The sequence below is a fragment of the Vandammella animalimorsus genome (assembly GCF_002285265.1).
Taxonomy (GTDB): domain Bacteria; phylum Pseudomonadota; class Gammaproteobacteria; order Burkholderiales; family Burkholderiaceae_C; genus Lampropedia.
Genome location: NZ_NSJB01000001.1, coordinates 49072 through 62330, shown reverse-complemented (window position 1 = coordinate 62330; position 13259 = coordinate 49072). Strand labels below are relative to the sequence as shown.

The following is a 13259-nucleotide window of genomic DNA, read 5'->3' as shown; positions in this document are numbered from 1 at the left end:
CCGGGGCGGTTGCGCGTGACGGCGCGCATTGTATGCAAGGGGCGCAGCCGTTTTCCGTGGCCTGCGCAATCTGCGCCTGGCGTGCGGCCACTCCTACAATCGCGCCCATGTTTGTCCACCTGCGTTTGCACACCGAGTTTTCCGTCGTCGATGGCACGACCCGCATTGGCGACGTGGTCGCGCGCGCGGCCAGCGATGGCCAGCCGGCGCTGGCCATCAGCGATCTGAACAATCTGTTTGGCGCCGTCAAGTTCTATACCAAGGCGCGCGGCAAGGGGCTCAAGCCCATCCTCGGGGCCGAGGTGGCGCTGGTCGAGGCGCCGGGCACCCCTGCCGAGCAGAGCAGCCGCCTGCTGCTGCTGGCGCAGGACTGGCAGGGTTACCTGAGCCTGAACGCGCTGCTGGCGCTGGCCTGGACGGACAACAGCCGCGCCTGGGGCCTGGCGCAGGTGAGCCTGCAGCAGCTGCGCCAGCACGCCCAGGGGCTGATTGCGCTGTCGGGCGCGCAGCAAGGCGCCATTGGCCAGTGCCTGCTGCGCGGCGACTTTGCGCAGGCCTTCGAGCGCGCCATGGCGCTGGCGGAGATTTTCCCGCGCCGCCTGTACCTGGAGCTGCAGCGCGCCGGGCGCAAGGACGACGAGCGCTACATCGCCCAGGCCGTGCAGCTGGCGGCCAAGGCGGGGCTGCCGGTGGTGGCCACGCACCCGGTGCAGTTCCTGCTGCCCGAGGATTTCGAGGCGCACGAGGCGCGCGTGTGCATTGCCGAGGGCGAGACGCTGGGCAACGCCAAGCGCCCGCGGCGCTTCACGCGCGAGCAGTATTTCAAGAGCGCCGCGCAAATGCAGGCGCTGTTTGCCGACATCCCCAGCGCCATCGCCAACACGGTGGAGATCGCCAAGCGCTGCAATCTGACGCTGGTGCTGGGCAAGCCGCGCCTGCCGGACTTCCCCATCCCCGAGGGGCAGACGATCGAGAGCTACTTCCGCCAGCAATCGCATGCCGGGCTGGAGCAGCGCCTGGCGCTGCTGTACCCCGATGCCGCCCGGCGCGAGGCCGAGCGCCCTCGCTACGTGCAGCGGCTGGAGTTCGAGCTGGAGACGATCCTGAAAATGGGCTTTCCCGGCTACTTCCTGATCGTGTCGGACTTCATCCAGTGGGCCAAGGCCAACGGCTGCCCGGTGGGGCCGGGGCGCGGCTCGGGCGCGGGCTCGCTGGTGGCCTATGCGTTGTCCATCACCGATCTGGACCCGCTGCAATACAACCTGCTGTTCGAGCGCTTTCTGAACCCGGAGCGGGTGTCCATGCCCGACTTCGACATCGACTTTTGCCAGACCAACCGCGACCGCGTGATCGAGTACGTCAAGCAAAAGTACGGGCGCGAGGCCGTCAGCCAGATCGCCACCTTCGGCACCATGGCCGCGCGCGCGGCCATCCGCGACGTGGGCCGGGTGATGGACATGAGCTACACCTTCTGCGACGGCATCAGCAAGCTCATCCCCAACAAGCCGGGCAAGCCCGTCACGCTGCAATACCCGCCGGAAAACCTCAGCGAGGCCGACAAGGAGAAATACGCCATCGCCGCCGAGCCGCTGCTGGCCGCGCGCATCGAGAACGAGGAGGAGGTCAAATCCCTGATCGAGATGGCGCAAAAGCTCGAAGGGCTGACGCGCAACATCGGCATGCACGCCGGCGGCGTGCTGATCGCGCCGGGCAAGCTCACCGATTTCTGCCCGCTGTACCAGCAGCCCGGCAGCGATGCGGCCGTGAGCCAGTACGACAAGGACGACGTGGAGGCCATCGGCCTGGTCAAGTTCGACTTCCTGGGCCTGGCCACGCTCACCATCCTGGAACTGGCGCGCCAGTTCATCATCGCCCGCCACCCCGGCCAGCAGGACTTCGCCTTTGAAAAGCTGCCGCTGGACGACAAGGCCACCTACAAGCTGTTTCAGGAAGGCAAAACCGAGGCCGTGTTCCAGTTCGAAAGCCGCGGCATGCAAGGCATGCTCAAGGAAGCGCGCCCCAGCCGCCTGGAAGATCTGATCGCCCTCAACGCCCTGTACCGCCCCGGCCCGATGGACCTGATCCCCAGCTTCGTGGCGCGCAAGCACGGCAAGGAGGAGGTCGAGTACCCGCACCCGCTGGTGGAGAAGGTGCTGAGCGAGACCTACGGCATCATGGTCTATCAGGAGCAGGTGATGCAGACCGCGCAGATCCTGGGCGGCTACAGCCTGGGCGGCGCCGACTTGCTGCGCCGCGCCATGGGCAAGAAAAAGCCCGAGGAGATGGCCAAGCACCGCCTGATCTTCCGCGAGGGCGCGGCCAAGAACGGCATCAGCGAGGCCAAGGCCGACGAAGTCTTCGACTTGATGGAGAAATTCGCCGGCTACGGCTTCAACAAATCGCACGCTGCCGCCTACTCGCTGCTGGCCTACCACACAGCCTGGCTGAAGGTGCATTACACGGCCGAGTTCTTCTGCGCCAACATGACCATCGAGATGGACGACACGGACAAGCTCAAGGTCTTGCTGGAGGACGCGCAGAAATTCGGCATCCGCTTCGAGCCGCCGGACGTCAACCACGGCGCCTACCGTTTCGAGCCGGTCTCCAACCGGCGCATCCGCTACGGCCTGGGCGCCGTCAAGGGCACGGGCCAGGCCGCCATCGAGGCCATCATCGCCGCGCGCGAAGGCCGCGGCGAGGGCGAGCGCGGCCGCGAGCGCGGGCCCTTCAAGAGCCTGTTCGACTTCTGCCTGCGCGTGGACAAGCAAAAGATCAACAAGCGCACGGTCGAGGCGCTGATCAAGGCCGGCGCCTTCGACACCATCCACGCCGACCGCGCCGCGCTGCTGGCCTCGCTGGACGTGGCCTTCGAATGGGCCGCCACGCAGTTGGCCAACGCCAACCAGGGCGGGCTGTTCGACATGCTGGGCGAGGACGCCGTGGGCGCCAGCGGCCAGGAGCCGCCGCTGCAGGCCACCCTGCCCTGGGGCGTGCGCGAGCAGCTGCTGCACGAGAAAACCGCGCTGGGCTTTTTCCTCTCCGGCCACCTGTTCGACGAATACGAGGCCGAGGTGCGCCAGTTCGTGCGCACGCCCGTGGCCGCGCTGGAGGACAGCCGCGAGACCCAGCGCGTGGCCGGCATCGTCAGCGGCCTGCGCAGCGCCAATGGCCCGCGCGGCAAGGTCACCATCTTCACGCTGGACGACAAGAGCGGCGCCATCGAGGCCGTGGCCGACGAGGCGCTGATGGCCCGCTGCGGCCAGCACATCCGCGAAGATGAGCTGCTGGTGCTCAACGCCCGCTACCAGCCCGGGCGCAACGGCTTCGAGCCGCGCCTGAGCGTGCAGGACGCGCTGGACCTGGCCGGCGCCCGCTGCGCCTTTGGCCGCTGGCTGAAGCTGGACTGGCAGGCGCCCCAGCAGGCGGGCAACGCGCAGCAGCCGCTGCAGCAATTGCAGGCCTGGCTGCAGGCGCACCAGCCCGCGCCGCAGAACAGCCCCGCCGAGCAGCCCCAAACAGGCCATGCCGAGGACGACGAGCCGCCGCGCCCGCGCGGCGTGCGCCTGCGCATCCGCCTGCGCTGCCACGGCGCGCAAGGCCAGCACGCCGCCGCCGAGCTGCTGCTGCCCGAGGCGCAAGCCGTCTTCCCCAGCGAGCAGGCCCTGCACGCGCTGCGCGTGCACAACGGCGGCGCCGGCGTGCAGATGGTGTACCCATAGCACGCGCCACATCATCCACATCCCCGGCCCTCCACCCATGATCCAGAACATCCAGATCCTGCGCTTCGTCGCCGCCTTGCTGGTCACGCTGCACCACGCCACGCCGCCCATCGTCTGGCAGATCGTCTATCCGGAAATTCCGGTGCTGCACCAGATCGCCAAGATCGGCTTTGCCGGGGTGGACATCTTCTTCGTCATCAGCGGCGCCATCATGGCCGAGACCACGCGCCAGCTGCAGCCCGGGCTGCACAGCGCCGCGGGCTTTGCCGTCAAGCGCTTTGCGCGCGTCTACAGCGGCTGGTGGCCGGTGTTCCTGATCTTTCTGGCACTGTACCTGGGCACCAATGCCTACGAAGGCAAGAACATCAGCCTGCTCAAGTCCTTCCTGCTGTTGCCCCAGCCGCTGGATGCGCAGCTGCTGCCCATCGTCTGGACGCTGGTCTACGAGCTGTACTTCTACCTGCTGGTGGCCGTGCTGCTGCTGTGCCAGCGGGCCACGCAGCTGCGCATCCTGTTCCTGCTGGGGCTGGCCATCGCCACGCTGACCGTGGCCTTTGCGCAGCAAGGCGTCTACAGCCCCGATGGCCTGGGCCGGCTGCCGCAGCTGGTGGAGTTTGCCTGCTCGCCCTTTTTGCTGGAGTTCATCGCCGGCTTTCTGGTCTGCGACTGGCTGCGCCGCCACCCGCAGCAGCCCTGGCAGCTGTGGCTGGCCGCCAGCTTGCTGTTCTGCGTCGCGGCCTATCTGTACCAGGGCAGCAGCCTGATGCGCGGCTCGGGCATGGCCGGCTACTTCCACTATCCCGAGCGCGTGATGCTGTTTGGCATCCCGGCCTGCGGCTTTCTGGCCGTGGCCCTGTGCCTGCCCGAGCCGCGCAGCCGCCCGGCGCTGCTGGCGGCGCGGCTGGGCGATGCCTCGTACTCGCTGTACCTGACCCACCTGCTGGCGCTGCGCGGCATGTACACCCTGATGCCGCTGGTGCCCGGCCTGCTGGGCCTGTGGCGCCATGTGCCCAGCTACCTGCTGGCGCTGCTGGCCTGCCTGGTCTACGCCTGGATCCACTACCGCCTGATCGAGCGGCCGCTGTATCGCCTCAGCCTGCGCTGGCTCATGCCGCGCGCCGCAGCCCCCACGACGACCGACTCGGCCGCCAAGGCCGCGCAATGAATGAGCAACCCGACTGCAATACACCCCACGCCCGAGCCCGCTCCCGACCAGGCCTTGATCGATGCCACGCGGCGCTGGGTCGATGTGGCCGTCATCGGCCTGAACCTCTGCCCCTTTGCCAAGGCCGTGCAGCACAAGGGCCTGGTGCACTACGCCGTCAGCCGCGCGCAGACGTCCCAGCAACTGCTCAAGGATCTGGCGCGCGAGCTGCTGGCGCTGGCCGACCTGCCCGCCGAGCAGCGCGACACCAGCTTGCTGATCGTGCCGGACATGCTGCGCGACTTCCTGGACTTCAACGATTTTCTGGACGAGGCCGACGCCCTGCTCGAACGCCTGGGGCTGGAGGGCGTGCTGCAGATTGCCGACTTTCACCCGCAGTACCAGTTCGCCGGCACCGAGCCCGAGGACATCGCCAACTACACCAACCGCGCGCCCTACCCCACGCTGCACCTGCTGCGCGAGGACAGCATCGCCCAGGCGGTGCAGGCCGTGCCCGATGCCAGCGCCATCTTCGAGCGCAACATCGCCACCCTTGAGGCCCTGGGCCTGGCCGGCTGGCAGGCGCTGAGCCTGGGCCCGGCCGATGCCGCAGCGCCCAGCGCCGATGGTGCCGACAAGCCCGCGCCCCCCGCCGGGCCACAGCAGCCATGACAAGCAAGCCCGCCCCCAGCCCCGCGCCCAGGCAGCCCGGCGCGCGCCGCCGCCCGGCCCAGCCAGCGCAGCAGGATCGACGCGCGCGGCAAGACGCCGACGCCCAGGGGCAAGCCGCACTGGCCGAGCTGGGCCTGCCCGCCGGCGCCAGCATCGAGCTGCTGCAGGCGCTGCACATCCTCACGCGCGAAGGCCGGCTGAACCAGGACTCGCGCCGCAAACTCAAGCAGGTGCTGCATCTGGTGCAGTTCATCGAGCCGCTGATCCACGACATCGACCGCCAGCGCAGCGCCGAAAGCGCCCAGAGCGCCCAGAGCGCCAAAAGCGCCGATGCCACGGCCGATGCCGGCCCCGTGCTGGTCGACCACGGCGCGGGCAAGTCCTACCTGGGCTTCATCCTCTACGACCTGGTGCTGCGCCCGCTGGGGCGCGGGCGCGTCATCGGCGTGGAATGGCGCCCGGCCCTGGTGGCGCAATCGCAGGCGCTGGCCCAGCGCCAGGGCTTTGCGCGCATGGACTTTTTGCCCATGGCCGTGGCCGATGCCCAGCAGCACCCAGCCCTGCCCGCGCGCGTGGACATCGTCACCGCGCTGCACGCCTGCGACACCGCCACCGACGACGCCATCGCCTTCGGCCTGGCCAAGCGCGCCCAGGCCATGGTGCTGGTGCCCTGCTGCCAGGCCGAGGTCGCCGCGCACCTGCGCCGCAACAAGGCCCTGCAGCTGGCGCGCACCCCGCTGGCCGAGCTCTGGCGCCACCCGCTGCACACGCGCGAGCTGGGCAGCCACGTCACCAACGTCATGCGCTGCCTGTACCTGCAGGCCTGCGGCTATCAGGTCACCGTCACCGAGCTGACCGGCTGGGAGCACAGCATGAAAAACGAACTCATCATTGCCCGCTGGAGCGGCCAGCGCCAGCGCAGCGCGCGCGAGCGCCTGCAGGCCATGGCCGAGCAACTGGGCCTGCAGCAATGGCTGCAGCAGCGCTTTGCGCTGCCCGCGCCTGCCCAGGAAAAACCCTGAAAACCGCAGCCCGCGCGGCCAATGAAGGGTTTATGCGCATAGCGCAGCTGCCCCCTGTTTGGCTAGATTAACGACCATCGCAACAACACAAGGAGAGCATTGCATGACGCAAAAAGTAGCCTACGTCACCGGCGGCATGGGCGGCATCGGCACGGCCATCTGCCGCCGCCTGCATCAAGATGGCTTCAAGGTGATTGCCGGCTGCGGCCCCACGCGCGACTACCAGAAATGGCTGGACGAGCAAAAGGCCCAGGGCTTCACGTTCTACGCCAGCGTGGGCAACGTGGCCGATTGGCAGTCCACCGTGGACGCCTTTGCCAAGGCCAAGGCCGAGCACGGCCCCATCGACGTGCTGGTCAACAACGCCGGCATCACGCGCGACCGCATGTTCCTGAAAATGACCCGCGAGGACTGGGACGCCGTCATCAGCACCAACCTCACCAGCATGTTCAACGTCACCAAGCAGGTCATCCCCGACATGGTGGAAAAGGGCTGGGGCCGCGTGGTCCAGATCAGCTCCGTCAACGGCGAGAAAGGCCAGGCCGGCCAGACCAACTACTCGGCCGCCAAGGCCGGCATGCACGGCTTCACCATGGCGCTGGCGCAGGAGCTGGCCGGCAAGGGCGTGACGGTCAACACCGTCAGCCCCGGCTACATCGGCACCGACATGGTCAAGGCCATCCGCCCCGACGTGCTGGAGAAGATCGTTGCCACCATCCCCGTCAAGCGCCTGGGCACGCCCGAGGAGATCGGCTCCATCGTCGCCTGGCTGGCCGGTGAGGACTCGGGCTTCACCACCGGCGCGGACTTCTCCTGCAACGGCGGCCTGCACATGGGCTGAGCCCGATCGCCCCGCCACACAGGGAGCCCGTGCGGGCTCCCTGCTTTTTGGGCCGCCGCGCGCGGGGGCGCCTCGCGCACAACACGCTCTAAAATCGCGCTTTGCCCTCCAGCCCGGCAGCGCGCTGCCGGGCTGTCATTTCCGCCATCAACACAGGAAGGAACCACCTGCCATGACCATCAAGCTGGGGATCAACGGCTTTGGCCGCATCGGTCGCAACGTGCTGCGCGCTGCGGTGCAGAACTTCGACGACATCGAAGTCGTCGGCATCAACGACCTGCTCGAACCCAACTACCTGGCCTACATGCTGCAATACGACAGCGTGCACGGGCGCTTCAAGGGCGAGCTGGCCGTCGAGGGCAACACGCTGATCGTCAACGGCAAGAAGATCCGCCTGACCCAGGAGAAGGACCCGGCCAACCTGAAGTGGGACGAAGTCGGCGCCGAGGTGGTGCTGGAGTCCACCGGCCTGTTCCTGACCAAGGAGACGGCGCAAAAGCACATCGACGCCGGCGCCAAGAAGGTCATTCTCTCGGCCCCCTCCAAGGACGACACGCCCATGTTCGTGGTCGGCGTGAACTGCCAAAGCTATGCCGGCCAGGCCATCGTCTCCAACGCCTCGTGCACCACCAACTGCCTGGCGCCGCTGGCCAAGGTGCTGCACGACAAGTGGGGCATCAAGCGCGGCCTGATGACCACGGTGCACGCGGCCACGGCCACACAAAAGACCGTCGACGGCCCCTCCTCCAAGGACTGGCGCGGCGGCCGCGGCATCCTGGAAAACATCATCCCCAGCTCCACCGGCGCGGCCAAGGCCGTGGGCGTGGTGCTGCCCGCGCTCAAGGGCAAGCTCACCGGCATGGCCTTCCGCGTGCCCACGTCTGACGTGAGCGTGGTCGATTTGACCGTGGAGCTGGAAAAGCCCGCCACCTATGAGGAAATCTGCGCCGAGATGAAGGCCCAGTCCGAAGGCAAGCTCAAGGGCATCCTGGGCTACACCGAGGACAAGGTCGTGGCCACCGACTTCCGCGGCGACCCTCGCACCTCGATCTTCGACGCCGACGCCGGCATCGCGCTCGATGGCACCTTCGTCAAGCTCGTCTCCTGGTACGACAACGAATGGGGCTATTCCAACAAGTGCCTGGATCTGGCACGCGTGGTCAGCGCCAAGTAAGCACGCCCTGCGGGCTGCCGCAACGCCCGCCGCGTTGCCGGCGGCCTGCACCGACCCCAAAAAACGATGAACCGCCCCGCCCAGCCCACAACCCTGCCCGACACCCAGGCGCAGGTGGCCGGTTTCCAGCAAGTGCGCCAGGCGCACCGCATGGAAATCATCGAGGACTATGTGGAGCTGATCTCCGACCTGCTGCACAGCACCGGCCAGGCCCGGCAGGTGCAGATCGCCCAGCGCCTGGGCGTGGCCCAGCCCACCGTGGCCAAGATGCTCAAGCGCCTGCAGGCAGAAGGCTATGTGCAGCTGCGCCCCTATCAAGGGGTGCTTCTGACCGAAAAAGGCGAGCAAACGGCCGACTACAGCCGCCAGCGCCACCAACTGGTGGAATCGTTCTTGCTGGCCCTGGGCGTGGACCCGGAGTGCGCCAGCCGCGACGCCGAGGGCATGGAGCACCACGTCAGCCAGGCCACGCTGGATGCCTTTCAGCGCTACCTGCAGCAGGCCCAGGCCAAACCTGCGAAAAAGCCGCGCCAAGGCTGAGCGCCATCGCGCCGCGCCATGGCCCCGTGCAGCAGGCGCGCAACACATGCTCGGCCTGCCGCTGCATCAGGCCCGGCCAGGCCTTGCCCTGGCAGCACCAACACATTTAGACTCGCGCCCTTTCAGTCAGCGGCGCAGCGCACACTGCCATGCCCGCCCCCACGGGACAGGCAAAGCCCGCTGCGCTTTTCCCGCCTTTCCCCCGCCCGCCGTTTGCAAAGGAGCCGCCCCATGACCCAACGCCATGCCCCCGCACTTTGCAACCTGGCAGCGCCGTGGCCTGCGCTCTGAAACTGCGCTCTGAACTCCTGAGCAGGGTTTAAGAATCTGCGCACGCACCCCGTGCCGCAGCACACCCGCGCCGGGGGCTGAGCAGGCCCATCGCCTGACCACCCGGCCCGCAGCGCATCTCACGCGCCATCCCCGACACAGCAACGCCAGCCCCGTGTGCCATGCCCGCTTCTGCGGCAGGCGCACGCTGGCTGCGCCGTGGCCGCACGGGCCTGCAGCGCCCCCAGGTTGCCCATCACATCGTGTTTGTTTTCCCGACAAGGATTTCTCATGGGCAATTCTTTGCAAGGCAAACCCAGCGCGGACAAGGTGCGCGTGTTTGCCAACAACGACGTTTGGCTGGAAGCCAATGCCGTGGCGCAGCTGCACACCACGGCGCAACTGCCGCACATCCACGCGGCCGTTGGCCTGCCGGACCTGCACGCCGGCCGCGGCTACCCCATCGGCGCGGCGTTTTTCTCAGTCGGCCATCTGTACCCGGCACTGGTGGGCGGCGACATCGGCTGCGGCATGGCCTTGTGGCGCACTGGGTTGAAAGCGCACAAAACCTCCCCTGCCCGGCTGGAAAAGCTGCTGGGCAGCCAGGAAGGGCCGCTGCCCCAGGCGCTGCTGGCCCAGGCGCAGCCCGAGCTGGCCGCCCTGTGCCACGACGCTGCGCTGCCCCTGCCTGCCGCGCAGCTGGCCGGCAGCCTGGGCAGCATCGGCGGCGGCAACCACTTTGCCGAGCTGCTGGCCTGCGAGCAGCTGTACGCTGCGCCCGAAGGCGACGGCCCTGCCGATGCCGATGCCGCAACCACGGCCACGACGGCAGTGTGCGCAGCGCTCGACCCCAAGGCCGTGTACCTGCTGGTGCACAGCGGCTCGCGCGGCCTGGGCGGCGCCATCCTGCGCGCCCAGGTCGAGGCCCATGGCCACGCCGGCCTGGCCGCCGATACGCCCCAGGCGCAGCACTACCTCATGCAGCACGAGGCCGCGCTGCGCTACGCTCGCCTGAACCGCGAGGCCATCGCGCAGCGCTTTTTGCAGGCGCTGCGCAGCGACGGCCTGCCGCTGCTGGACGTGAGCCACAACCACGTGCTGCCCGCCACCCACGACGGCCTGCAGGGCTTCATCCACCGCAAGGGCGCCACGCCGGCCGATGTCGGGCCAGTGCTCATCCCCGGCTCGCGCGGCGACTACAGCTACCTGGTGCAGCCGCTGCCCGGCTGCGCTGCGGCGCTGAACTCGCTGGCGCACGGCGCCGGGCGCAAGTGGGCGCGCAGCGACTGCATGGGCCGGCTGGCACCGCGCTTTCAGGCCAGCGCCTTGCGCAAGACGCGCCTGGGCAGCACCGTGGTCTGCAACGACAAGGCGCTGCTGTACGAGGAAGCGCCACAGGCCTACAAGGCCATCGACAGCGTCATCGCCAGCCTGCTCGAGGCCGGCCTGGTGCGGCTGCTGGCGCGCTTCAAGCCGCTGCTGACCTACAAGAAAGGGGGCCAGCCATGCTGCTGATCCAGATCACCGCCGCCCAAGGGCCGGCCGAATGCGAACTGGCTGTGCGGCTGACGCTGCGGGCCCTGCTGGACGACGCCCAGCGCGCCGGCGTGCAGGCCGAGCAGGTCGAGAGCCTGCCCACAGCCGCGGGCTACAAATCCGTGCTGCTGCAGCTGCAGCCAGCAAGGCCCGGCGATGACCGCGCGCTGCAAGCCTGGCTGCAGGGCTGGCTGGGCAGCATCCAGTGCATCTTCCCAAGCCCGCTGCGGCCCGGCCACCGGCGCAAGAACTGGTTCGTGGCCGTGCAGCGCTGCCCCACGGCCGGCGAAGGCCTGAGCCGCGCCCTGCGCGAGGAGGACATCGACTACCAGGCCTGCCGCGCCAGCGGCAAGGGCGGCCAGCACGTCAACACCACCGACTCGGCCGTGCATGCCCTGCACCGCCCCAGCGGCATTGCCGTCAAGGTCATGAGCGCCCGCAGCCAGCATGCCAACAAGCAACTGGCCCGGGCCCTGATCGCGCTGCGCCTGGCCGAACAGGCCCAGGCCCGCCAGGCCGCCGCACGCCAGGCGCGCGCGCAACTGCACTGGCAGGTCGATCGCGGCAACCCGGTGCGCGTGCTGCACGCCCAGGCGGGCCTGCTGTAGCGCGCGAGGAGCCGGCCTGCACGAAAGCGGGCCGCGCTCGCGACGAAGGCGGCAAGGTGCAGGCAAGTTCTTCTGCGCGCCTGTGCAGCCAAAAACCTGCCAGCGCCCCAAAGCCGCATCAAACCCAGCTCAACCGGCCACATCCGGCGGGTTTTCGCTGCCCCATTGCAGGTAGTGCAGCTCCTGCTCGGTAAAGCCTGCCGCGCGGCGCGCGTCCAGGTTCAGCGGCGGCTTGGGTCGCGGCGCCTCATACTGCGCCACCAGCTGCGGGTACAGGGCCACTGCGTCCAGCCCGCGCTGGTGGCACAACCAGCGGTACCAGTAATTGCCGATGGCCACATGGCCTACCTCCTCGCGCAGGATGATGTCGAGCACGGCGCAGATGGCGTGCGCGTCCTCGGTATCGACTTGGCGCAGCTTGTGCTGGATCAAGGGCGTGGCGTCCAGGCCGCGCGCCTCCAGCGTGCGCGGCACCAGCGCCATGCGCGCCAGGATGTCGTGCCGGGTCTTGCTGCACATGGCCCACAGCCCTTGGTGCGCGGGGAAGTCGCCATAGTCAAAACCCATGGCCTGCAGCTGCGCGCGCAGCAGCTGGAAGTGACGCGCTTCCTCGGCGGCGATCTTCAGCCAATCGCCGTAGTACGAAGCGGGCATGCCAGCAAAGCGCCACACGGCGTCGAGCGCCAGGTGGATGGCGTTGTACTCAATGTGCACGATGGCGTGCACCAGCACCGCACGCCCTTGCAATGTGGCTGGCGAACGCCGCGCCACCTCGGTGTGCGGCGCCAGCCGCAGGCCAGGCGGCATGCCGGGCTCGTCGGGCTCGGGCGCGGCCAGGGCCTGCTGCACGTCCAGCCGCATCTGGGCCTGGTTGGCGTGCAACTGCAGCACAGCCTCGGCCTTGGCGGTGGGGTCTTGCCACTGCAGCAGCTGCCGCGCCCGCTGGCGCAGGCAGGCCGCTTCGGTAGCAGTGTGGGTCTGGCAGGCCTGGATCATGGGCGGCGATTGTAGGCATGCACCAGGCGGCGTTGCACCAGGCAGCGTTGCACCAAGCGGCGCTGCAGGCGGCGCGGCCGCGCAAGCTCCCTACAATCACAGCCCAATGCAACACGGGCAACGCAACCTGCAGCCCGCAGCCACCCCACAGCACCCCACAGCACAAGGAGAAACCGATGGCCCTGTATGAACTCGATGGCATCCGCCCCACCCTGGAGCCCGGCAGCTGGGTGGCCGATTCGGCCACGGTGCTGGGCAATGTCACGCTGGAGGCGCACAGCAGCGTCTGGTTCGGCGCCGTGATCCGTGGCGATGGCGATCACATCCGCGTCGGCGCGGGCAGCAACGTGCAAGACGGCAGCGTGCTGCACGTCGACCCGGACAAGCCGCTGGACATCGGCCGCGACGTGACCATCGGCCACCAGGTCATGCTGCACGGCTGCACGATCGGTGACGAGTCGCTCATCGGCATCGGCGCCGTGGTGCTCAACGGCGCCAGGATCGGCAAGAACTGCCTGGTCGGCGCGCGCGCACTGGTCACCGAGAACAAGGAATTTCCCGACGGCTGCATGATTCTGGGCAGCCCGGCCAAGGTGGTGCGCATGCTCACGCCGCAGGAAATCGAAGCCCTGCGCCAAAGCGCGCGCCACTACCGCGACAACGCGCAGCGCTTTGCCCAAGGCCTCAAGCGCGTGGACTGAGGTCGGCTCCAGGGCCGCTGGCCAATGCCCGCGCGC

The 13259-nt window shown here is 68.6% G+C and carries 11 protein-coding genes; 10 read left to right on the top strand and 1 reads right to left on the bottom strand.

What is annotated here, in order from left to right:
• Positions 1-107 precede the first annotated feature (107 nt).
• The 9 genes from dnaE to prfH all read left to right on the top strand — a co-directional run bounded on the left by dnaE (position 108) and on the right by prfH (position 11526).
• Positions 108-3719, top strand: coding sequence for a DNA polymerase III subunit alpha (dnaE, locus tag CK625_RS00280; protein WP_095538299.1), 3612 nt, complete (start codon positions 108-110; stop codon positions 3717-3719).
• A gap of 37 nt (positions 3720-3756) precedes the next feature.
• Entirely contained in the window at positions 3757-4884 is a 1128-nt protein-coding gene (locus CK625_RS00275) for an acyltransferase family protein (RefSeq protein ID WP_095538298.1), read from the top strand.
• Positions 4885-5535 (top strand): DUF1415 domain-containing protein, encoded by a 651-nt coding sequence (locus CK625_RS00270; RefSeq protein ID WP_095538297.1) that lies wholly within the window; start codon positions 4885-4887, stop codon positions 5533-5535. It abuts the gene before it with no gap.
• Positions 5532-6557, top strand: a complete 1026-nt coding sequence (locus CK625_RS00265) for a class I SAM-dependent methyltransferase (RefSeq protein WP_095538296.1) — start codon at positions 5532-5534, stop codon at positions 6555-6557. The genes CK625_RS00270 and CK625_RS00265 overlap by 4 nt, the downstream gene beginning before the upstream one ends.
• A gap of 103 nt (positions 6558-6660) precedes the next feature.
• Positions 6661-7398, top strand: coding sequence for an acetoacetyl-CoA reductase (gene phbB, locus CK625_RS00260; RefSeq protein ID WP_095538295.1), 738 nt, complete (start codon positions 6661-6663; stop codon positions 7396-7398).
• A gap of 172 nt (positions 7399-7570) precedes the next feature.
• Positions 7571-8572 carry a type I glyceraldehyde-3-phosphate dehydrogenase gene (gene gap, locus CK625_RS00255; protein WP_095538294.1) on the top strand — a complete coding sequence of 334 codons (1002 nt, stop codon included), beginning with the start codon at positions 7571-7573 and terminating at the stop codon, positions 8570-8572.
• Between the two features lie 66 nt (positions 8573-8638).
• Positions 8639-9112, top strand: a complete 474-nt coding sequence (gene mntR / locus CK625_RS00250; protein WP_095538293.1) for a manganese-binding transcriptional regulator MntR — start codon at positions 8639-8641, stop codon at positions 9110-9112.
• 561 nt (positions 9113-9673) lie between these two features.
• Entirely contained in the window at positions 9674-10897 is a 1224-nt protein-coding gene (locus tag CK625_RS00245; protein ID WP_095538292.1) for an RNA ligase RtcB family protein, read from the top strand.
• Positions 10888-11526 (top strand): peptide chain release factor H, encoded by a 639-nt coding sequence (gene prfH, locus CK625_RS00240; RefSeq protein ID WP_095538291.1) that lies wholly within the window; start codon positions 10888-10890, stop codon positions 11524-11526. Before CK625_RS00245 ends, prfH begins: the two co-directional genes overlap by 10 nt.
• 129 nt (positions 11527-11655) lie before the next feature.
• Here prfH and CK625_RS00235 read toward each other — a convergent pair whose 3' ends face one another.
• A complete protein-coding gene (locus tag CK625_RS00235) occupies positions 11656-12522 on the bottom strand; it encodes a ferritin-like domain-containing protein (RefSeq protein WP_095538290.1) in 867 nt (288 codons plus the stop codon).
• Between the two features lie 176 nt (positions 12523-12698).
• On the opposite strand from CK625_RS00235, the gene CK625_RS00230 reads away from it, so the two are divergent.
• Positions 12699-13223, top strand: coding sequence for a gamma carbonic anhydrase family protein (locus tag CK625_RS00230; protein ID WP_095538976.1), 525 nt, complete (start codon positions 12699-12701; stop codon positions 13221-13223).
• Positions 13224-13259 lie beyond the last annotated feature (36 nt).